Origin of the sequence: Blautia sp. LMAG:36 (assembly GCF_008680535.1) — a bacterium.
In the GTDB taxonomy this organism is placed as follows: domain Bacteria; phylum Bacillota; class Clostridia; order Lachnospirales; family Lachnospiraceae; genus Blautia_A; species Blautia_A fusiformis.
The window spans coordinates 1-21,742 of record NZ_NALB01000008.1; the positions used below are offsets into that span (position 1 = coordinate 1).

A 21,742-nucleotide genomic window follows, 5' to 3' on the forward strand; every position below is an offset into this window, starting at 1 on the left:
GCTGTGCCTGTACTTTTTATTCCGATACCTCTCTCCTTCATTCTCGCGATATCTCCAACCCGGCCCGACATCACCTGCTATGCCTCTGCTTCCGGCAATTCACGCTTCTTTTCTGATATTCGGGTATTTCCTGTCACAGCACTCGTATTCTGTAAAATCCTGCATTTTTCAGGAAAGCGGATGAAGATTCTTAAGCGAAATATCAAGGATCGGTGCAGAATGCGTTAATGCACCACTTGATACATAGTCTACACCAACATCCCTGATCTTTGCAATGTTTTCTTTTGTAACATTTCCGGAGCATTCAGTTTTTGCTCTTCCATCGATCAGCTGCACCGCCTCTTTCATCATCTCCGGAGTCATGTTATCAAGCATGATGATATCTGCGCCGGCCTCAACAGCTTCTTTTACCTGATCAAGAGTTTCTACCTCAACTTCGATCTTGCGGACAAAAGGAGCATACTCCTGCGCCATTTTTACAGCATTCGCAACGCTTCCTGCTGCTCCGATGTGATTGTCTTTCAAAAGAACTCCATCTGAAAGATTATATCTGTGGTTTGTCCGCCGCCTACACGAACAGCATATTTCTCAAAAATACGCATATTCGGCGTCGTTTTTCTGGTATCCAGCAATGTGATCCCTGTTCCTTCAAGAAGTGACGCAACCGAATGTGTATAGGTTGCGATCCCGCTCATTCTCTGAAGATAATTCAGTGCCACACGCTCGCCGGAAAGAAGCACCCGGATATCTCCTGTAACTTTTCCCATTTTCTGACCTTTTTTACTTCATCGCCGTCCTTGCAGAACAGCTCCACTTTTGTGTCAGCATCCAGAAGCGTAAAATACACGGCTGAAGATTTCCAGTCCCGCAATGATTCCATCCTCTTTACAGATCAGATCTACCTCTCCCGGAACTGCTTCTTTCATAACAGAGTTTGTGGTAACGTCTTCGCTTGAAATATCTTCCTTTAAAGCCTCCAGGATCAGGTGATCTACCTGAAGTGTCATTGTGATCTTATTCATTTTACAATACCTGCTCTTTCTTAATTATCACAGCAGCCCTGTTCTCCAAAGCAAGGCTGCTCCTGTCTTTCATAATACGGATATTTATATTCCGACTGCATTTATGCCGCACCTGCAGCACTTTTCTTTTCTGCTGAGATTGCTTTGGCTGCACGTTTTGCAAATACAAGCGCTCTCCAGCAGGGAATTACTTGCCAGTCTGTTCGCGCCATGTACACCGTTGCAGCTGGTTTCTCCCACTGCATAAAGCTGATCCATGCTGGTCTTGCTGTCAGAATCCACCCAGATACCGCCCATGAAATAATGCTGAGCAGGAACAACAGGGATGCATTCTTTTGTCACATCATAGCCTTCTTCCAGGCATCTCTGATAAATATTCGGAAAATGATTCAGGATCGTATCTTTATCATATTTTCCATGGATAGCCATACATGGTCTGTTCCTTCTTTTTTCATTTCTTCCCGGATCGCATTTGTTACTACATCTCTTGGAAGAAGTTCATTGACAAAACGCTCTTTTTTGCTGTTATAAAGTACTGCACCTTCTCCTCGAACCGATTCTGAGATCAGGAATCTACGGCCCGGTTTCTTGGAATACAGCGTTGTCGGATGGATCTGCACATAATCCAGATGTTCCAGACGTACATTGTGTTTTTTTGCAATATCAAGGGCATCCCCTGTAAGATGCGGATAGTTGGTGGAATGCTCATATCTTCCTCCGATCCCGCCGCTGCCAGGATCGTATCCTGTGCATAAATCTCTACCTGGATCTCTCCGCCCGGCTGGATCTCTTCCTGGGTTTTCACTGCTTTTCCGGCTTCCATAGCTTCAAGACGTGCCCTGTTCGCTTCTGCGGAAACTGCCTTCAGGCCTGTACATTTGCCATTTTCCACAAGAATATCCTGCATGGTAGTATATTCCAGAATTGTTACATTTTCAAGCTTCAGAACCTGTTGGAGCAGTTTTTCGGAAATTTCTTTTCCTGTGATATCCTCATGATAAAGGATCCTCGGTCTGGAATGTGCACCTTCTCTTGTATAGGCAAAATCATCTCCATCCATCTTGAAATCCACGCCATATCCGACAAGTCTTAATGATTCTCTGGAGCCTCGGATCATAATGTCTACGACTCTTTTCTGTTTTCGTAATGTCCTGCCTTCATGGTGTCTTCAAAATAGCTGTCGTAATCGTTTTCATCACGAAGCACACAATCCCGCCCTGGCGCCAGGAAAGAATCACTCTCCTCATATCCTCTTTTGTGATGATCACGATTTTTTGTCCCGCGGAAGCTTCAAGGCACTGAACATACCTGCAACACCTGTTCCCACGATCACTACGTCTGTTTTAATTCTCATTGCTTTTCGCCTCTCTGTCTTGATTTCTCTTTTCAGCCAACTCAGACAAATCTTTTATACAAATGTGTTTTATTTATTTTGCCAGTTCCAGCATCCGCTCCAGCGGTCTCTTCGCGTTTCACGTGTCTCGTCTGTTACATGAACCTCATTCTCCCCGTTTTCAGAACGTGGAGAACTTTTTCCAGAAATACTTTTTTCATGTTTTTGCAGACCGGTACGGTTTCTGTAAAGTAGAATTTTTTATCCGGGCAGGTGTTTCCAGCTTGTACTGAACGCCACATTCTGTGCAGATGATAAACTCTTTATTGTCACTTTCCTGTGCATATTTAATGATCCGGATGTGCTTCCGATGTAATCAGCCTGTTTCAGAACTGTCTGAGGACATTCCGGATGTGCCAGAACCAGTGCATCCGGGTGCGCTTCTTTTGCTGCTTTTACTTCTTCCGGATCCATAAATTCATGGACAATACAGAAACCTTCGTTATAAATAAAGTTCTTCTCAGGAACCTGTTCTGCAATAAAATGTGCAAGATTTCTGTCCGGGATAAAAAAGATGTTTTTGTTCGGAAGCGCTTTTACGATCTTTACTGCATTTGCGGAGGTAACACATACATCAGAAAGCTCCTTCAATGCTGCTGTGGAATTAATGTAACAGACAACTGCCACATCGTCATATTCCTCTCGCACCTTGCGGATACCTTCTTCTGTTGCCATATGAGCCATCGACAGTCTGCATCCATGGCAGGCATCAGAACAGTTTTATCCGGACTTAAGATCTTGGCGTCTCTTCCCTAAATCCTACTCCACAGAACACGATCGTCTTCTCTTTCGCCTGGCTGCGATCTTGCTGAGATAAAAGGAATCTCCTATATAGTCAGCTACATCCTGCATTCAGGACGTACGTAGTAGTGTGCAAGATGATAGCATCTTTTTCTTTTTTTAATTTCTGGATTTCTTCTGCAACTGTCATTATCTTTCACCTTTCCTGCAGGATTTCTTTTTTGATTCCTGCTTTTGCTTTCTAGTACAGCGAATATTAAGTAACCCCGCCATATTGACTTGTCTGATTTTTCATCTGCTGCTCAATATAGCAGAAACTTAATTTTCGCTGTACTAGTCTTTATTATGCAGATGCTTCTGATCTGCTTTTTTATTATCATGTAACTTTTTTCAAAACATCTTACACATAATACCACAGTCCTTTACATGTGACAAGACAGTTGTTTGATATATTAAAGTTTTTTTTGTAAAGAAAGACATCAAAAAAACACGGTTTCCACAATGAAACTTTCATCCTGGAAACCGTGTTTCTGCACACATTCATTATTTTATCAGTCTATATTCACCGTTCTGCGTACTGTCAGCTGCTCATTTATTACAGTTTTCTTTCTGATCTGCCGCAATCACCCGATCATTTCCCCAGCAGTTCTCTCTCAATCCTCTCTCTTGCTTCCGGTGCCTGCTTACCCATCTTTTCCGGAAAACCAAACATAGAAACGCAGGGCAATGTTATCGCCGCCGGCTTTCGGTGCATCCGGTTTCAGCTGCTTGCTGGCAAAATCCATTTCTCTCAATGTTTTCAAAAATACCATCAAAATCCAACATCACCCTCACCCATTGCAAGATGCTGATGCACCGTCACATCCGCTTTTCCACGGCCATTCAGCCACGGCGGATTTAAAATGTATCTGCAGTCCATGGTCTGGTTAAAGGTATCCGCAAAAAGTACATGGGTCAGTTCATCTCCCGCATATTTCAGCATGGACCGCACATCTCCTTTGCCCTCATCGTAGAAGAAGCCGTGAGGAGAAGAATACACATAACCAAGGTTTGGAGAACGGAAGGATTTCACCATATCACAGGTCTCATTATTCAGCTCACAGAAATCATAAGGATGAGACTGGATCTCCACACGGATACCCTCACGCTCGATCAGCGGAAGCAATTCCTCCATGGATCTAAACCACATTCCATTGCAGATCTCCTGCTGGTTCGGATCACCCGAAAGCTCTGTATTGATAACCTTCACTCCCATATCTCCGGCGATCTGGATCATCCGTTTCCAGTTTGCAACTGGCAAACTGTCTCTGTTCCTCCGTCGGACCAGACCAGCGATACACCACGATAAAGGACGAAATCTCAACGCCAGTCTCTTTAAGAGCCTGTCTGTATTCCTGTTCACATTCTTTTGAAAACAACGGATGCTTATAGAACGGATTGATCCTCGGATGCGGAGACTGTTTCAATATATTTATATCCCCAGTCCGCCACCTGATGGACCATACGGTTGATATCCATCTGTTTTGCAAGAACATCTACGTCAAATGCGATCTTCATGATGCATTCCCTCCTTTTTCCTCTTCTTTATTCCGGATATAATCCAGAATCAGGCTGGCCGCTCCGGCTGCACCTGTTTTGGATACATTGATCACCATATCGTAATAATGGGGATCGTCTCTGCGGATTCCGGTAAACTTCTCATAATATTCATTTCGGATCTGATCACGTTTCTTCAGTTCTCCAAGAGACTGGCCTTTATAATATTCCTGGCCCTCTTTTTCCCGGTAAGCATCATCTGCATAAACGAAAAAGCTGTATGTATGCGGCTCTCCACGAAGCACATAGTTGGCACATCTTCCCAGGAATACACCTGGTCTTCTCTCAGAAAGCTCACGGATGATCCGGCTCTGCACCTCAAACATCTGAACACCTGTATAATCTGCTGCCGCACCTGCCGATGAATGTCCATACGGGGAAAATGTAAGCTCAGAATCCTCATAATTGTAGGAATCCAGATACTGCCTTACACTTTCCAGATCTGCTTTTTCCATACCGAACTTTTCTGCCATAAGACAGATGATCTGGCGATCATAAACCTTGCAGTCCAGTGCTTTTGCAACATCCTCGGCAATCTTTCTTCCACTGCTGCCATACAGTCTTTCCAATTGCCACGTTGATCCCGGTTTCCGGAAGCTTCCGGTAACGGCATGGACTGAATCTCGCCCGGCACAGAGCCGCTTTCCTCTCCCGATTCTCGCTGGATCAGTTCACGCATCATTTTGTCATAAACTTTGTCCAGCTGGTAGCATGCTGCGATCACAAACATCACTACCCAGATTGCTATCGGAACATACAGATAAAATCCCTTGATCACGCGGATTGCCTCTGCAGACTGCTCTGCCGCTGTCGCCTTTGTTCCGTCAAAGTATGCCGCCGAAAGAATTCCTCCCATAATAGCAGAAGTCAGTCCGGAACCGGCTTTCTGACCCATGCTCATAGATGAGAACATCAGCCCCTCCACACGCTTGCCTGTTTTCCACTGGCCATACTCAATCGCATCGCTTGGAAGAGAATACTGCACACCATAGAATGGGGCGATTCCGATACCTCTCATGATACAGGTTACAACACCAAGCGAAACACTGGTAATATTCATCAGGAACAGAAGCTGTCCTGCAACGCCCAGGATGCAGCCGGCACAGATGAGATTTCTTTTTCCATAACGGGGAAGCGCCTTCGGCAGAAGGGCAATTCCTGCCACAGTTGCCAGTTTCTCAGCTGCGGAAAGAGGCATGACGAGGTCTACATTTCCGAGTACATACTGGCAGTAATAGGTAAGGTCCGTTCCGATAATGATCTGATATGCGGTATAAAAGATCATCAGCCCCAGAGCGATAAGGAAATACCGGTTGGTAACGGTTGCTTTAAATGCTTCCACAAAAGGAATATCTTCCTTTTCCTGTTTTGCTGCAGAAACACGCTCTGTACAGACCATATAAGTATTCACAAGTACACCGACAGAAATGATCGCATAGCCGGCAGTTACTAGGATCCAGGCCATCTGCTGATTGCCGGTAATATTCGCTACGATATTGATCAGCGCAGTGTGAACGCAGTAATGATCATACTTGCTGTGATCGACAATACCATGCGGATGTTACAGATCACATCACGTTCACGACGGTCACGGCTCATCAGAGATCCCAGTGCATGGAATGGCTGGCTGATAGCAGTGTATACAACCGTATTCATGATATTATAGGTAACAAAAGCATAGATGATTTTTCCCATATTTCCCATTGGCGGCATGGTGAACAAAAGCACCGCTGCCAGCGCATAAGGAACCGCAAGTCTTAAGATCCAGATCCTGGCTTTTCCATACTTGGAATGAGTCCGGTCGATAATAGTTCCCATCAGCACATCGGAAAATCCATCAAAAACACGGGACAAAAGCATGATCATTCCTACCGCACCTGCTGATATTCCAACAACGTTGGTATAAAAATAGATCAGCAGAGTTGTAGTCATGGTATACATCAAGGTCAGTGCCGGATCACCAAAACAGTATGCCAGCTTTTCCGACAACGGAACCTTGATGAATTCATTCAAGTCTTTCCCCTTCTGCTTGTAATTCAACAATTCAGGGATTCCCTTACCAGCCATAGTATCTACCTCCTATCGGTTTAAGGTCGGACCTTTCTGAATGAATTATCCGAAATATTTCTGCACAAAGTCTCTGGTAACTTCCGCAGCCTTTTTCACGTTGTCCTCATGGCTCATTGCATAGTATTCCGGACGGAACTCTTCGATGGTGCAAACGCCATCAAAACCGATTTCCTTCAGTGCAGCTGCGATTCCTGCATGATCTACAACACCCTCACCCGGCCACAGTCTCTTGTCGTCTCCGCAGGAGCCAAGTGGAAGATCCTCACAGTCATTTAAATGGTATGCAAAAATCTTCTTGCCATCAGCAGCTCTCAGGTCCTCAAGGCGGGAGCACATCTCATGGAAATGGAAGGTATCCACGGTAACGCCTACATTATCTCTGTCTACTGCTTTTACCACATCATAGGCTGTTCCAAACTGGTTGATGGAGCAGTTCGGTGCACCACAGAACTCCAAGGAGATCTTCATATCCGCGCCAACCTTATCGGAAAGATAACGAAGACGTGCAACTGCTTCTTCTTTGATCTCACTGACAGATTTGTCTTTTACATCAAAGCTTGGAACGGTGATCAGCATTTTCATTCCAATTGCTTTGGAAACCTTCAGGATAAAATCAACTTCTTCGTCAATCTCTTTTTCCCCTGCCTCATCTCTCTGGTTAAAGAAGATCAAAGTGTTGTATGCCCATGGTTTCAGATGATGATTCTTAAACCAGTCTGCAAGTTCTTCCAGTGTATGCTCTTTAAGATAGTCCTTTACGCAGTCAAAGCGGATCTCAATATAATCAAAACCATATTTCTCGCACATCTCCAGGTCTGCCATAAGAGACTGTCCTTTACATTCCAGTGCAGTTGCTTCATTAAATCCTAATTTCATCTTCAATACCCTCCATATGTTTTTTACTTTTCAGCCAATTTTTCCAGTTAATCTCACCGGCAGGTTTTCCACTGCATTTTCAACAAAGCCGAAGCGGAATCGGATCCTGCCGGTAACTGCCGCCGCAGACTCATTGGGGAAGTCTGTAGCAATAAGTTGGGTATGATAACTCACACTTGATGAGGTAGAGCTCGTAAAATATATTTATTTATAAAATTCCGGCTTCTCAACTGCTGAAACGATTTTCTCGATCTGTCCGGTTTCCTGCGCTTTTACAAGAGCATCTGCTGTGATCGCTGCCAGGTATCCATCCCATGCATTCGGTCCTGTGATCACTCCTGCCTCTGCGTTATCAACCCAGTCCTGAACCTCTTTATCATAAGCGTCTTTAAATCTTACGAAGCAGTCTGTGTCAATAGCAGTGGACACTGCCGCATTCTTGCGGATAGACGGATAAGCCGGCTGTGCCATTTTCAGTGCACCGTCCTCACATACAACTTCACAGTTGATGTCATATCCAAACTTGCAGTTTACAAATACTTCTACATCAATGCATACACCTTTTTTAGTACGGAGCATCATGATCTGCGGATCCTTCAGCTCAGAGTGGGAATATTTCGTCACTCTTGGCATTACTACCTGTGCTGATTCATACTCATCATCTACAAGCCAGTGAAGGACATCGATCTCATGGATTGCGGTATCGTGCACAGCCATTGGTGTATTGTAATTGGTACCTACCTCTGGATTTCTGTGTGTACAGTGAAGGATCAGCGGCTCGCCGTATTCTCCGGTTGCAAGTGCTTCCTTGATCTGCTGATATCCCTTGTCATAGCGTCTCATAAATCCAAGCTGGATGAGATGTTTGCCGGCTGCCTCCTCTGCCTTTACTACTTTCAGGCAGTCCTCAGCAGTTGTACATAATGGTTTCTCACAGAAAATCCTCTTGCCGGCCTCGATCGCCTGAAGAAGAGAATCTACATGTGCGAAGCCCGGAGATACGATAAATACTGCATCTACGTTCTCTGCATTGATGAGCTCCTTACTGTCTGCATAGACTTTTGCTCCGCAGATCTCGGCTGCTTTCTTGGCACTTTCCTCAAATACATCGGAAACAGCTACTACTTCTGCTCCCTGGATCTTCTCTGTCATCTTCTGATATGATCTCTTCCCATTCCGCCGCATCCGATAACTCCTACTCTTAACATTTTAAATTCCTCCGTTCATTTTTTATTGTTTATTGTTTTCTGTTTTTGTGTTCTTTTTGATGATGTTATATTATCATCTTGTGCACGTGAACGCAATATCTTTTTTGTACAAAATATCCATTTTGTTTTTATGCGATTTTCACTATTTGTTACTTTATTCACATATTTTGTTTGTTTTACAGTATTTTTCTGACCTTCGCTCAAATTTCCGCATATATAAAATGACTTACTATGCTTATTACGAACGTTGATCATGTAGCATTTTATTATGTGCACCAGAACGCAACATTTTATTTCCCTTATACCACAGTGGAGTTTATGTAGAATATTGTTGTATTTCAACACATAAAGAGTTATACTTATATGTAGTTTTATTTAAAATACACAAATGCACTTTTCATACTTTATTTAGCCGAACTACAAGGATCAAAGCTTCTCTCAGAAATCCCTGAAACGCATAATACAGGAATGAAGTATCCGGAAATACAGGGAAGCTTCCTTAATCCAGATCAATGGGGTATCCGCATCTGAAGCAGCAAACTTCCCTGATTCGGTTAAATTCATACGAAAAACACAGCAGAAAGGACTTATCCCTATGAGCGACTATAATTTAGAGACTAAATGTATCCACTCCGGCTATACCCCATCCAAAGGCGAGCCCTGTGCACTTCCTGTCTATCAGAGCACCACTTACAAATATGACACCACCGACGAAATGGGCCAGTTATTTGATCTGAAGGCAGACGGATATTTTTACACCCGTCTCCAGAACCCGACTAACGATGCCGTAGCCGCAAAGATCGCAGATCTGGAAGGCGGTGTTGCTGCAATCCTGACTTCTTCCGGACAGGCAGCCAACTTCTACGCAGTATTTAATATCTGTGAGGCAGGCGATCACGTTGTTGCCGCTTCTACCATTTACGGAGGAACCTTCAACCTTCTTGCCGTCACCTTCAAGAAACTTGGCATTGACTGCACCTTTGTTGATACCGATGCAACAGAAGAAGAGATCGCTGCCGCATTCAAACCGAACACAAAGGTTCTCTTTGCAGAAACTATCGCCAATCCGGCTCTGGTAGTTCTTGATATCGAGAAATTTGCACACGTTGCACACCAAAACGGCGTGCCTCTTATTGTGGATAACACCTTTGCCACACCGGTAAACTGCCGTCCCTTCGAGTGGGGTGCAGATATCGTTACCCACTCCACCACCAAATATATGGACGGACATGCCGTTCAGGTAGGCGGCGCCATTGTCGACAGCGGTAACTTCGACTGGGATGCCTACGGCCATAAATATCACGGCCTGACAGAGCCGGATGAATCCTATCACGGCGTTATCTATACAAAGCAGTTCGGAAAAAAAGCTTACATCACTAAGGCTACTTCCCAGCTGATGCGTGATTTGGGCTCTATTCCGTCTCCGATGAATTGCTTCCTTCTGAACCTCGGTCTGGAAACGCTTCCGCTGCGTGTTGAACGCCATTGCTCCAACGCCCAGAAGATTGCAGAATACCTGAACGCACACGAAAAGGTTTCTCATGTAAATTACGCAGGACTTCGGAGGATAAATATCACGCACTGGCTCAGAAATATATGAAGGATGGTCATACCTGCGGCGTTATCTCCTTTGAACTGACCGGTGGCCGTGATGCAGCAGTCCGTTTTATGGACAGTCTGAAGCTTGCCACCATCGCAACTCACGTTGCCGCCTCCATCACTATGGTCCTTCACCCAGCCAGCCATACACATCGCCAGATGAACGACGAGCAGTTGGTTGAAGCAGGAGTTTCTCCTGGAATGATCCGTCTTTCCATCGGTATCGAAAATGTGGATGATATTATCAAAGATCTGGAACAGGCACTGAAAAATGCATAAATAACCAATTCAAAAAGGAAGGATACATCTGCTCATGCATGATGTATCCTTCCTTTTTATGATATATTTTCTCCTACTCTCAATTATGACATTTCCGCAAATTACCTGCATCCTGTTCTGAACGGCTTTCTTCTGGCGCATAAATTCCTGCAGCTGCTGCAAGTATCTGAAACTACCTTACAAAATCCATTATTCATCTTTTTCCAGCTGTTTGATCAGCTGGTTCACATATGTAGAAAGCCCCGCCACCAGGACTCCCTGTGTCGTGGATGTAAATACTGCCATTGCAATATCCTGTGCATTTTTACAGGAACAGGTAGCAAAAATATAAATTCCGCATATAAGGATCCCTGCACACCCCAGTATCAGCGGAATATATTTGTCCTTCACAGCCTGAGCCTCCTTCAGTGCGATCCCCATAAAATACAAAGCGATCGCTGTGATCAGCAATTCCGGTTTAATATAATCCACAAGCGCTTCCATAAATATTCTCCGTATCTCCCCTGCCGCTTTGATTTATTTTATGAATTTCTCCAAAAAATATTTCATAAATTCCCACAAAATGTTAGCTACGTGTTCGCTATTACTGTTTTCGCACTTTTTGAGAATATTTTTTTCTATTGCAGAGCAAAAAGAAAAAGGCCATAAACCCTAAGGTTTACAGCCTTTCCCACTATTTTTCGTTATCTGAAATCAGAATTTGCCAGCGTCAGCAGCTTCCTGTACGGAAACAGCTACAGCAACTGTCATACCAACCATCGGGTTGTTTCCAGCGCCGATAAGACCCATCATCTCTACGTGAGCCGGTACGGAAGAAGATCCTGCGAACTGAGCGTCAGAATGCATACGTCCAAGTGTATCAGTCATACCGTAGGAAGCAGGACCTGCTGCCATATTGTCCGGATGAAGTGTACGTCCTGTACCACCGCCGGAAGCAACGGAGAAGTATTTTTTGCCTTTCTCGTTGCACTCTTTTTTGTATGTTCCTGCTACCGGATGCTGGAAACGAGTCGGGTTTGTGGAGTTTCCTGTGATGGAAACGTCAACGCCCTCTTTCCACATGATCGCAACACCTTCCGGAACGCTGTTAGCGCCGTAGCAGTTAACCTTTGCACGAAGTCCCTCAGAATAGGATTTACGGAATACTTCCTTAACCTCGTTCTTATATGGATCATACTCTGTCTCTACATATGTAAAGCCGTTGATACGGGAGATGATCTGAGCAGCATCTTTTCCAAGACCGTTCAGGATAACACGAAGAGGTTTTTTACGAACCTTGTTTGCTTTCTCTGCGATACCGATCGCACCCTCAGCTGCTGCGAAAGACTCATGTCCTGCAAGGAAGCAGAAGCAGTCTGTCTCTTCCTCAAGAAGCATCTTTCCAAGGTTTCCATGTCCAAGACCTACTTTACGTGTGTCTGCAACGGATCCCGGGATACAGAAAGCCTGAAGGCCTTCTCCGATAGCTGCTGCTGCGTCAGCGGCTCTTCTGCAGCCTTTTTTGATCGCGATAGCTGCACCTACTGTGTAAGCCCAACAAGCGTTCTCGAAGCAGATCGGCTGAATGCCTTTGATCTGATCGTAAACGTTCAGTCCTGCGTCTTTAGTGATTTTCTCAGCTTCTTCGATAGAAGCGATTCCATAGCTGTTTAAAACAGAATTGATCTTGTCAATTCGTCTCTCATATGATTCAAATAAAGCCATTTCCTGTAACCTCCTGATATTTTTACCTTACGAAGTGTAATTACTCTTTTCTTGGGTCGATGATCTTAACAGCATCTGCAACACGGCCGTACTGACCTTTTGCTTTCTCCCATGCTGTGTTCGGGTCATCACCTTTCTTAATGAAGTCAGTCATTTTTCCAAGGCTTACGAACTGATATCCGATGATCTCATCGTTCTCATCAAGAGCGATACCTGTAACATAACCCTCAGCCATCTCAAGGTAACGAGGTCCTTTTTTCAGAGTTCCATACATTGTACCAACCTGAGAACGAAGTCCTTTTCCAAGGTCCTCAAGACCAGCGCCTACTGCAAGTCCGTCCTCGGAGAATGCAGACTGGGAACGTCCGTAAACGATCTGAAGGAAAAGCTCTCTCATAGCTGTATTGATTGCATCACATACAAGGTCTGTGTTCAGTGCCTCCATAACGGTAAGTCCTGGAAGGATCTCAGAAGCCATAGCTGCAGAGTGAGTCATTCCTGAACATCCGATTGTCTCGACAAGTGCCTCCTGGATGATTCCCTCTTTAACGTTAAGGGAAAGCTTACAAGCACCCTGCTGCGGAGCACACCAGCCAACACCGTGTGTAAATCCGGAGATATCCTTTACTTCTTTTGCCTGAACCCATTTTGCTTCTTCCGGGATCGGAGCGGCACCATGATGTACGCCCTGTGCCACTGGACACATTTCTTCTACTTCGCGTGAATAAATCATTTTAAAACTCCTTTCAAGTATAGATTGACCGATGTTATTGAGAAAAAAAGTTCGATAACACCCTACGGCTATTTTCTCACAAAACCTTTGTTTCGTCCAGTCATATTTGATAAAATTTTGCCATAAAACGCATAATATTGGTAGTTATTCCGGCAGTATTGCATGCCTAACTGTCAAATATTTCTGGCAACTACTGTATGTATGTGATAATATATTAGCAAGTTTAACCTTGGAGGTATATTTTTCATGAATGCATCTGTGGATTCTGTTTTTCCAGAAAAATACCGCATTCTCAGCGGAAGCGCTCTGAAGATGATCGCGGTCATCACCATGCTGGTCGATCATATCGGAGCTGTGCTGCTCAGTATGTATCAGCCCGCACAGAAAATCCTGTTTACACTTTTCGGCAGAGAATATACTGTATATCTTATTTTCCGCGATATCGGAAGAGCTGCTTTTCCCATCTTCTGTTTTCTCCTGCTGGAAGGCTTCCGGCATACGCGGAGCCGGTTCCTCTATGGAAGAAATCTCCTTCTTTTTGCGCTGCTCTCAGAAATTCCGTGGAATCTGATGTTTACAAATACGCTGCGTTACGAAAGACAAAATGTGTTTTTTACGCTTTTCCTCGGATATCTGGCCTTTTGTGCCATCGAATATTTCCAGACCAGACCTTCGATGCAGCTTCTCTGCATCCTGGGACTGCTTGTTGTTTCCATTTTTCTGAAAGCAGACTATGGATGGCGGGGGTATATCTTCCTGCTGATCATGTACTATATGCGAGACGATAAGCCAGGCCAGGCAATCCTCGGAAGCTGCTGGCTTTACTATGAATGGAGAGCCTCCTTTGCCTTTCTGTCCATTAACCTGTACAATGGAAAAAGAGGCTTCATCCGCGGAAAATCAGCAAAATATTTCTTTTACTGGTTTTACCCAGTCCATATTATAGGACTGGTCATACTTCGACAGCTTTTGTTTTTATCTTAATCCCGCCCGCTCCCGGTCGGTTCATCCTTCCACGACCAATACTGTTGCATCCAGCACCCCATCAAAAAAAAGCTGCACTCTCTCAAAAGTGCAGCCTAAATGCGTGTCCAGAAGAATCTGTTTCTTATTTTTTCTTTACGATCTCTTTTGCATTTTTATAAATGGAATCTGCAGGAACACATCCACGTACCGGTGACAGCGGGTAGATATTAGAATTCCGTCCGATCACAGTACCGGGATTCAGCACAGAACCGCATCCGACTTCAACATGATCTCCGAGCATCGCTCCGAATTTCTTAAGACCGGTTTCGATCTTTTCATCCCCGTCTTTTACGACAACCAGCTTCTTGTCTGATTTTACGTTGGAACAGATCGATCCGGCACCCATGTGGGACTTATATCCCAGCACAGCATCTCCAACATAATTATAATGAGGAACCTGAACCTTGTTAAACAGCACTGCATTCTTAAGCTCTGTGGAATTTCCCACAACTGCGCCCTCACCAACGATAGCCTTGCCGCGGATAAATGCACAGTGGCGCACCTCGGCGTCTCTGCCAATGATAGCCGGTCCGGTGATACTTGCAGTCGGCGCAACTGTAGCGGATCTTGCGATCCATACATTTTCGCCCTTCTCCTCATATTCAGAAGGATCCAGTGTTTTTCCCAGCTTAATAATGAAATCTCCGATCTCCGGAAGAACCTCCCACGGATAGGTTTTTCCCTCAAAAAGCTCTGCTGCAATGGTCTCATTCAGATCCAGCATATTGCTGATAGTAAAATCTTTCATCATGATGATCTCTTTCCTCCCTGTCCGGAAGCCCGCTCCGGCTTCCTGTAGTTTACAGCGGCCGCATCAAAAAACTGCCGCAGGTTATACTGATAATTGCTTGCCTCCACCTGCCGGGTACGTACCCGCACAAAATGCTCCAGCTTGTCCATATATTCCTGTTCCGTGATGCTGCCCTCTGCCACATAGGTGAGCCCCTTTTCCCAGCTTGCCGTAAGCTCCGGGTTCAGAAGCTGCCGGATAGAACAATTTACCACATCAAAGATCATTTCCCCAAGAAGCGTTGGAGTGATCACCTGGGTCTTTTTGTTCAGTGCCAGATATTTGATGTTAAAAAGCTTCTTCAGGATCTCGGCACGGGTAGCACTGGTGCCGATCCCGCTTCCCTTGATCTGGGCTCGAAGCTCCTCATCCTCGATCAGCTGTCCTGCATTTTCCATGGCAAGGATCATGGAACCGGAATTGTATCGTTTGGGCGGTGAAGTCTCACCCTCCTTGATACTCAAACCGTTCACAGGAAGTATATCACCCTTTTTCAGCTTCTGCAACGCCTCCAGGAGCACAGTATCACAGGAAGCCTCGTCTTCCTCTCCATTTCCGTTTTTCTCACTGTCTGAAGCCCTTTTCCGCGAAAAAGAATTCGTGGCAATCTTCAGATAGCCTTCTTCTTTGAGAACCTTAAAGGATGAAAAGAATGCCTCTCCGTCCAGCTTCGTCACAAGACTCACCTTCTGATAAACGGCCGGCGGATAAAAAATACATAAAAATCTCCGTACAATGGTCTCGTACACACGCTGTGCGGTAAGAGACACATTTCCCAGCGCGTTCAGTCCCTGACCGGTAGGAATGATCGCGTAATGGTCTGTGATCTGCTTGTCATTCACATATCTGGTCTTTGCAATGCTTTTCCAGGATTCCATCCCCAAAACCTCTGCCGCCGCAGCACCGGCCTGCTGATAATTTCGAAGACCGGATATATTCTTGTATATCTCCTTGGCCACTGCCGTGGAAAGAACTCTGGCATCCGTTCTCGGATAAGTCACCAGCTTCTTCTCATAAAGCTCCTGTACGATCCGGAGTGTCTCGTCCGGACTGATCTTAAACAGCTTTGAGCACACATTCTGAAGCTCCGCCAAGTTAAAAAGAAGCGGCGGATTTTTGTTTTCTTTTTTTCGTTCCACCTTTTCCACAATACAGGAAAGGGGCTGGTTCACCATCAGCTGATCGATCAGCATCTGTGCATGCTCTTTTTTCCTGAAGCCGTTTTCTTTATAAAGATACGGGGACTGGAAATACCGGCTGCCTTCCACAGCTCTCCATTCACCGTCAAAATTTTCGCCTGCAAGTCCAATGCTGCCAAGGACACGGTAAAACGGTGTCTTCACAAAGACACGGATCTCCCGTTCTCTCCGCACCACCATGCCAAGAACACAGGTCATCACACGCCCAACTGCAATGGCCTGATATTTGGAATGGAGATAATTGGTGACACTGCTTCCGTAGCGCAAGGTCAGAACTCTGGAAAAATTGATTCCCATAAGATAATCTTCCTTTGCGCGGAGATACGCAGATGCTGCCAGATTATCATACTCCGAGATATCCTTCGCTTCACGGATTCCTCTTAAGATCTCTTCCTCTGTCTGGGAATCGATCCACACACGTTTCTGGACTTTCCCCTTTACTCCTGCCATCTGGGCTACCAGACGGTAGATATATTCACCCTCACGTCCGGAGTCGGTACACACATAAATGGTATCCACATCCGGCCGGTTCAGCAGTCCTTTTACGATCTCGAACTGCTTTTTGACCCCGGGGATCACTTCATATTTAAATTCGCGCGGCAAAAAAGGCAGGGTATCAAAACTCCACCTTTTAAACTTGATATCATATTTTTCGGGATAGCTCATGGTAACCAGGTGTCCTACACACCAGGTTACCACAGAATCATCAGATTCCAGATATCCGTCTTTTCTCTGACCGTTGATCTTCAAAGCCTTCGCAAATTCCTGTGCCACGCTGGGCTTCTCCGCTATGTATAAAGCCTTTGCCATACTATTTATCTGCACTCATCTTTCTAAGCGGCCATGCCAGAAGCACAACTCCGCCAACTATATTTCCCAGTGTTACGATCACCATGCTTTTAAGCATAGCGCCGACAGACAATCCTGGCACCATACAGAATGCAACTGTAAAAATACCCATATTTGCGATACAATGCTCAAATCCGCTGACAACAAAACCTGAAATACAGATCACGATCATCAGGAACTTGCCTGACTCACTCTTCAGCTTAATGCCGCAGAGAACAGCAAGACAGACGAAGAAATTACAAAGTACCGCACGGAAAAACATCTGACCTGCCGGAATACTCAGTTTTCCGTTTATAAATCCGGCAAAATAATCTGCTGTACCGGACGCTCCGGCACCTACAAAGATCAGTGCCAGGATCAGGCAGCCCACAAAATTGCCGATGTAACTGATTCCCCAGACCTTTCCAACATCTTTCCATGATACGCTCTTGTCATACGCACCAAAAGCCATTACCAGATTGTTACCGGTAAACAGCTCTCCTCCTACCATTACGATCAGCAGGACCGCAATGGAGAACACGATGGCTCCAAGGAATTTCCCCCATTCCGGGAAAGTTTTGGAAAATACATTTCCAACAACGTTACTGTAGATCATCGCCACATCAATAAAAAATCCGGCCATGATTGCCCGCATAAAGTATTTTCCGAAATTGCTGTTCAGTAAGTTTATCTTACCCTTCGCAGCGGTTGACAGTTTCTCTACATCCTCCCTGTTCATAAATAGCACCTCCACATATTTTAGCAAGCGTGGCACTTTGTTGCTGCTTCTTTGTTCACAGCAACACGCTTTCCGGAAATCTGTTTGTTATATTGTAACACTTTACTAATTATTTAACAATAAAAATGCGAAAATTTTCAAAAATTTCCGTTTTGTTACATACAACAAACAATATCCGTTTTATACCAGAACACGATAGATGCCATCCCAGGCCAGTTCCTTTTTTTTCAGGAATTTCTCTGTTTCCTCCTCTGATTGCTCCACGCATTTCCATGCCAGTCCGCACTGGGCACTGATCTCTGAAGGGATCGGGATCAGCCTTCCCGGAAATTCAGATTCCCTGGCCATTTTTTCCATTTTCATGGCAGCCGTGGTTGTGGAAAATGTCACAACTGTAGTAATTACTTTTCTGCGCATATCTCCTTTGTTCCTTCCACATACGCAAAAACAGGACACCGGAAAAACCGATATCCCGTTTCTGATAATTTTCTTTATTTCCTGTAAAGGATCCAGTTCTTATTTAGCCTGGATATATCCTTTCGCTTTCAGAGTTTCTGCACAGAGAACTGCTCCGCCTGCGGCACCTCTTACTGTGTTATGGGAAAGTCCGATGAACTTGTAATCATAAACAGTATCCTCACGAAGACGTCCTACAGATACTCCCATTCCATTCTCATAGTTTACATCCATCTGTACCTGCGGACGGTTGTCCTCCTCAAGATACTGGATGAACTGCTTCGGAGCGCTTGGAAGCTCAAGTTCCTGCGGAAGTCCTTTAAACTCAACCAGCTTCTGGATCAGCTGCTCTTTGGTAGGTTTCTTGCGGAATTTAACGAATACAGCTGCTGTATGTCCGTTGAGGACCGGAACACGTACACACTGGCATGTGATGACAGGTGTGGTAGCCGGAACGATCACGCCGTCCTCGATCTTGCCCCAGAGTCTTAATGGCTCCTTCTCACTCTTCTCTTCCTCACCACCGATGTACGGAATGATGTTGTGCTCCATCTCCGGCCAGTCCTTGAAGGTTTTTCCTGCTCCGGAAATAGCCTGGTATGTAGTGGCAACTACTTCATACGGCTCGAACTCTTTCCATGCGGTAAGTACCGGAGCGTAGCTCTGGATAGAGCAGTTCGGTTTAACAGCTACAAAGCCGCGTTTTGTTCCGAGACGTTTCTTCTGGAATTCGATAACCTCGAAGTGCTCCGGATTGATTTCCGGAACTACCATCGGAACGTCCGGTGTCCAGCGGTGTGCGCTGTTGTTGGATACAACCGGTGTCTCTGTCTTTGCATATTCTTCCTCGATCGCCTTGATCTCATCCTTAGTCATATCAACTGCGGAAAATACAAAGTCAACAGTAGCTGCAACCTTCTCAACCTCGTGGATATCCATAACAACCAGCTTCTTTACTGCCTCCGGCATCGGAGTATCCATTTTCCATCTGCCGCCTACAGCCTCCTCGTAGGTCTTGCCTGCGCTTCTCGGGCTTGCCGCTACAGTAACCACCTCAAACCACGGGTGATTCTCCAGAAGAGAAATGAATCTCTGACCAACCATTCCAGTTGCACCTAAAATACCGACTTTAAGCTTTTCACTCATAATAAAACTCTCCTCATCCTGTGTCCCTCCACGGCACACATTTGTCTTTTCTGTAAATACTATACCAATTTTTCCTAAAATGCAAGCATTATCTTAATTTTTTTCAAGATATTCTTTATTCTGAGCGATCACCTGCTCCATCACGTCCGGTCCCGGCGCTCCCAGAGTCACACGTTTTTCCACCAGGTCTTCATACTGATGGCTTCATAGATGTCCTCCTCAAACACAGGACTGATCTCTTTGTACTCGGAAAGCGGAAGCTCATCCAGAGAGATTCCCTTATCCAGACAGAGAAGGACCAGTCTTCCGACGATGCCGTGAGCATCACGGAACGGTACACCGTGGTTAACCAGATAGTCTGCTGCGTCTGTGGCGTTTGTAAAGCCTCTCTTTGCACTTGCCTCCATGTTGGCTTTGTTGAACTGCATAGTGGAAACCATGCCGGTAAACAGGGCGATACAGCCCTTTACGGTGTCGATGGCATCAAAGGTCAGCTCCTTGTCTTCCTGCATATCTTTGTTGTATGCAAGCGGGATTCCCTTCATGGTTGTGAGAATAGATGTCAGCGCTCCGTAAACACGACCTGTTTTTCCACGAACAAGCTCTGCGATATCCGGATTCTTCTTCTGCGGCATGATACTGCTGCCTGTGCTGTATGCGTCATCGATCTCAACGAAACGGTACTCATTGGAATTCCACAGAATGATCTCCTCTGAAAAACGGCTCAGATGCATCATGATCGTAGAAAATGCACTGAGAAGCTCGATGACATAATCTCTGTCAGATACGGAATCCATACTGTTTCTGGTTGGTGCATCAAAGCCGAGAAGCTCTGCAGTATAGGCACGATCCAGCGGATAAGTGGTTCCTGCCAGTGCTCCCGCTCCAAGCGGACAGGTATTCATTCTCTTACGGATATCAAAAAGTCTGTCACGGTCTCTGCGGAACATCTCAAAATATGCGCCTACATGGTGTGCCAGAGTTACCGGCTGTGCCTTCTGAAGGTGGGTAAATCCCGGCATATAGGTGTGAACATTCTCTTCCATGATCTTCTGCAGGGCAAGAAGAAGGTCCTTCAGCTCCTTATCTGTCTCATCGATCTCGTCGCGGACATAAAGCTTCATATCCAGAGCTACCTGGTCATTACGGCTTCTTCCTGTGTGAAGCTTCTTTCCGGCATCTCCGATACGGTCGATCAGGTTTGCCTCCACGAAGCTGTGGATATCCTCATACTCCGCTGTGATCTCCAGCTTGCCTGCTTCCACGTCTGCAAGGATACCGTCCAGTCCTTCTGTGATCTGCTCCTTTTCTTCCTCTGTCAGGATCCCCTGTTTTGCAAGCATGGCAACATGTGCCTTGCTTCCACGGATATCCTGTCTGTAAAATTTTTGATCAAAGGAAATGGATGCGTTAAAATTGTAAACCAGCTTGTCCGTTTCTTTTGTAAAACGGCCTCCCCATAACTGTGCCATATTGATTCTTCCTCACTTTTCTTTTTTGCGGCAGAACTATCTTCTCCGGACATACACGAGCTCCGTCTCCCGGACGTCTGCACTTTTCTGTGTTAGTGTAACATATTTTTATAAAAATGCAAAGTTTTTCATAATTATACGTTTGCTGTCTTCAGCCGTTGTTACTGTTCACTCGGTTCTCAGTAACCAGCCGTTCTCTGTCCATGGCTTCTTTCTTTGAAAATACACAGCCGCAGTAATTCTGCCGGTACAGAGCATGCTCATGAGACAGCTCAATGGAACGCTTGTAGCCATTCTTTTTCTTAAAATCTGAAGTCAGATGTGGCACTTTATAGATTTCTGCCAGCTCCTCGCCAATCTCATTGATCTTCTGTGCATTTTTCAGCGGACTGATACTTAATGTTGTGGTGAAATAATCATATCCGCCCTCCTTCGCCAGCTTTGCCGCCTCTTCCATCCGCAGGCGGTAACACCGAAAGCACCTCTCTCCTCCTTCCTGGAACATCTTCCAGGCCTTTTGCCATCTCATAAAATTCCTTCGGGTCATACCGGCCCTCCATAAGAGTTACCGGATGGACAAATTCCATCTCCCCGATCAGGCGGCGGATCTCAGCCACACGGTGTGAATATTCCCCACCGGTGCGATATTGGGATTATAAAAAAATATCGTGATCTCAAAATACTGCGACAGATATTCCATCACATAGCTGCTGCATGGCGCACAGCAGGCATGCAGAAAAAGTCTGGGGATTTTCCCTTCTTTCTGGTTTCTTTCAATCAGTTTATCCAGTTCTTTCTGGTAGTTTCTCTTGTTCAATGTTTGTAATTCCTTTCTCTATGACTGTTTTCAGGCAGACATCAAAGT

14 protein-coding genes and 7 pseudogenes are annotated in these 21,742 nt (G+C 45.3%); 2 read left to right on the forward strand and 19 right to left on the reverse strand.

What is annotated here, in order from left to right; translation table 11 throughout:
• Positions 1-168: 168 nt before the first annotated feature.
• The 9 genes and pseudogenes from nadC to CCC17_RS12230 form a co-directional block, all read right to left on the reverse strand.
• A pseudogene (gene nadC, locus CCC17_RS15235) lies at positions 169-1,022 on the reverse strand (carboxylating nicotinate-nucleotide diphosphorylase).
• Positions 1,023-1,123: 101 nt separating this feature from the next.
• Positions 1,124-2,376, reverse strand: a pseudogene (locus CCC17_RS15085) (FAD-binding protein).
• A 73-nt stretch (positions 2,377-2,449) separates the two neighbouring features.
• Positions 2,450-3,346, reverse strand: a pseudogene (nadA, locus tag CCC17_RS15090) (quinolinate synthase NadA).
• A 441-nt stretch (positions 3,347-3,787) separates the two neighbouring features.
• A pseudogene (locus CCC17_RS15240) lies at positions 3,788-4,713 on the reverse strand (sugar phosphate isomerase/epimerase family protein).
• Positions 4,710-5,288, reverse strand: a complete 579-nt coding sequence (locus tag CCC17_RS12210) for an AAA family ATPase (protein WP_287083190.1) — start codon at positions 5,286-5,288, stop codon at positions 4,710-4,712. The pseudogene CCC17_RS15240 and the gene CCC17_RS12210 overlap by 4 nt, the downstream one beginning before the upstream one ends.
• Positions 5,180-6,217: an MFS transporter gene (locus CCC17_RS12215; RefSeq protein ID WP_287083173.1), complete on the reverse strand. Its 1,038-nt coding sequence runs from the start codon at positions 6,215-6,217 to the stop codon at positions 5,180-5,182. Before CCC17_RS12215 ends, CCC17_RS12210 begins: the two co-directional genes overlap by 109 nt.
• A 35-nt stretch (positions 6,218-6,252) precedes the next feature.
• Positions 6,253-6,819, reverse strand: coding sequence for an MFS transporter (locus CCC17_RS12220; RefSeq protein ID WP_287083174.1), 567 nt, complete (start codon positions 6,817-6,819; stop codon positions 6,253-6,255).
• A 45-nt stretch (positions 6,820-6,864) separates the two neighbouring features.
• The gene (locus CCC17_RS12225; protein WP_021651116.1) at positions 6,865-7,698 is read right to left on the reverse strand and encodes a sugar phosphate isomerase/epimerase family protein; all 834 of its coding nucleotides are present in this window, start codon (positions 7,696-7,698) and stop codon (positions 6,865-6,867) included.
• A gap of 204 nt (positions 7,699-7,902) precedes the next feature.
• Entirely contained in the window at positions 7,903-8,883 is a 981-nt protein-coding gene (locus tag CCC17_RS12230) for a Gfo/Idh/MocA family protein (RefSeq protein WP_287083175.1), read from the reverse strand.
• A gap of 618 nt (positions 8,884-9,501) precedes the next feature.
• On the opposite strand from CCC17_RS12230, the pseudogene CCC17_RS12235 reads away from it, so the two are divergent.
• A pseudogene (locus CCC17_RS12235) lies at positions 9,502-10,784 on the forward strand (O-acetylhomoserine aminocarboxypropyltransferase/cysteine synthase family protein).
• Positions 10,785-10,973: 189 nt separating this feature from the next.
• Here the strand turns inward: CCC17_RS12235 and CCC17_RS12240 are convergent.
• The 3 genes from CCC17_RS12240 to CCC17_RS12250 all read right to left on the reverse strand — a co-directional run bounded on the left by CCC17_RS12240 (position 10,974) and on the right by CCC17_RS12250 (position 13,221).
• Positions 10,974-11,267 (reverse strand): phage holin family protein, encoded by a 294-nt coding sequence (locus CCC17_RS12240; RefSeq protein ID WP_015525728.1) that lies wholly within the window; start codon positions 11,265-11,267, stop codon positions 10,974-10,976.
• Between the two features lie 210 nt (positions 11,268-11,477).
• The gene (locus tag CCC17_RS12245; protein ID WP_015525727.1) at positions 11,478-12,488 is read right to left on the reverse strand and encodes a GGGtGRT protein; all 1,011 of its coding nucleotides are present in this window, start codon (positions 12,486-12,488) and stop codon (positions 11,478-11,480) included.
• 40 nt (positions 12,489-12,528) lie between these two features.
• Entirely contained in the window at positions 12,529-13,221 is a 693-nt protein-coding gene (locus CCC17_RS12250) for an iron-sulfur cluster assembly scaffold protein (protein ID WP_015525726.1), read from the reverse strand.
• A gap of 246 nt (positions 13,222-13,467) precedes the next feature.
• On the opposite strand from CCC17_RS12250, the gene CCC17_RS12255 reads away from it, so the two are divergent.
• Positions 13,468-14,205 (forward strand): TraX family protein, encoded by a 738-nt coding sequence (locus CCC17_RS12255; protein WP_215638510.1) that lies wholly within the window; start codon positions 13,468-13,470, stop codon positions 14,203-14,205.
• A 124-nt stretch (positions 14,206-14,329) separates the two neighbouring features.
• Here the strand turns inward: CCC17_RS12255 and CCC17_RS12260 are convergent, their stop codons facing one another.
• The 7 genes and pseudogenes from CCC17_RS12260 to CCC17_RS14875 all read right to left on the reverse strand — a co-directional run bounded on the left by CCC17_RS12260 (position 14,330) and on the right by CCC17_RS14875 (position 21,694).
• Positions 14,330-14,998: a transferase gene (locus tag CCC17_RS12260; protein ID WP_021651109.1), complete on the reverse strand. Its 669-nt coding sequence runs from the start codon at positions 14,996-14,998 to the stop codon at positions 14,330-14,332.
• Positions 14,995-17,046 carry a DNA topoisomerase gene (locus tag CCC17_RS12265; protein WP_215638509.1) on the reverse strand — a complete coding sequence of 684 codons (2,052 nt, stop codon included), beginning with the start codon at positions 17,044-17,046 and terminating at the stop codon, positions 14,995-14,997. Before CCC17_RS12265 ends, CCC17_RS12260 begins: the two co-directional genes overlap by 4 nt.
• 1 nt (position 17,047) lies before the next feature.
• Complete coding sequence (locus CCC17_RS12270) at positions 17,048-17,803, reverse strand: formate/nitrite transporter family protein (RefSeq protein ID WP_287083176.1); 756 nt, start codon at positions 17,801-17,803, stop codon at positions 17,048-17,050.
• A 180-nt stretch (positions 17,804-17,983) separates the two neighbouring features.
• Positions 17,984-18,220 (reverse strand): DUF3343 domain-containing protein, encoded by a 237-nt coding sequence (locus tag CCC17_RS12275; protein WP_287083177.1) that lies wholly within the window; start codon positions 18,218-18,220, stop codon positions 17,984-17,986.
• A gap of 99 nt (positions 18,221-18,319) precedes the next feature.
• On the reverse strand, positions 18,320-19,405 hold the full coding sequence (gene asd, locus CCC17_RS12280; RefSeq protein ID WP_015525720.1) for an aspartate-semialdehyde dehydrogenase: 1,086 nt from the start codon (positions 19,403-19,405) through the stop codon (positions 18,320-18,322).
• Between the two features lie 93 nt (positions 19,406-19,498).
• A pseudogene (gene argH / locus CCC17_RS12285) lies at positions 19,499-20,877 on the reverse strand (argininosuccinate lyase).
• A gap of 151 nt (positions 20,878-21,028) precedes the next feature.
• Positions 21,029-21,694, reverse strand: a pseudogene (locus tag CCC17_RS14875) (epoxyqueuosine reductase QueH).
• Positions 21,695-21,742: the final 48 nt, after the last annotated feature.

Bases quoted from the DNA above. Each gene is read 5' to 3' on its own strand.
- CCC17_RS12255 (WP_215638510.1), top strand. From the start codon at position 13,468: ATGAATGCATCTGTGGATTCTGTTTTTCCAGAAAAATACCGCATTCTC.
- CCC17_RS12275 (WP_287083177.1), bottom strand. From the start codon at position 18,220: ATGCGCAGAAAAGTAATTACTACAGTTGTGACATTTTCCACAACCACG.
- CCC17_RS12240 (WP_015525728.1), bottom strand. From the start codon at position 11,267: ATGGAAGCGCTTGTGGATTATATTAAACCGGAATTGCTGATCACAGCG.
- CCC17_RS12265 (WP_215638509.1), bottom strand. From the start codon at position 17,046: ATGGCAAAGGCTTTATACATAGCGGAGAAGCCCAGCGTGGCACAGGAA.
- CCC17_RS12230 (WP_287083175.1), bottom strand. From the start codon at position 8,883: ATGCGGCGGAATGGGAAGAGATCATATCAGAAGATGACAGAGAAGATC.
- CCC17_RS12220 (WP_287083174.1), bottom strand. From the start codon at position 6,819: ATGGCTGGTAAGGGAATCCCTGAATTGTTGAATTACAAGCAGAAGGGG.
- CCC17_RS12260 (WP_021651109.1), bottom strand. From the start codon at position 14,998: ATGATGAAAGATTTTACTATCAGCAATATGCTGGATCTGAATGAGACC.
- CCC17_RS12270 (WP_287083176.1), bottom strand. From the start codon at position 17,803: ATGAACAGGGAGGATGTAGAGAAACTGTCAACCGCTGCGAAGGGTAAG.
- CCC17_RS12225 (WP_021651116.1), bottom strand. From the start codon at position 7,698: ATGAAATTAGGATTTAATGAAGCAACTGCACTGGAATGTAAAGGACAG.
- CCC17_RS12215 (WP_287083173.1), bottom strand. From the start codon at position 6,217: ATGGCCTGGATCCTAGTAACTGCCGGCTATGCGATCATTTCTGTCGGT.
- asd (WP_015525720.1), bottom strand. From the start codon at position 19,405: ATGAGTGAAAAGCTTAAAGTCGGTATTTTAGGTGCAACTGGAATGGTT.
- CCC17_RS12250 (WP_015525726.1), bottom strand. From the start codon at position 13,221: ATGATTTATTCACGCGAAGTAGAAGAAATGTGTCCAGTGGCACAGGGC.
- CCC17_RS12245 (WP_015525727.1), bottom strand. From the start codon at position 12,488: ATGGCTTTATTTGAATCATATGAGAGACGAATTGACAAGATCAATTCT.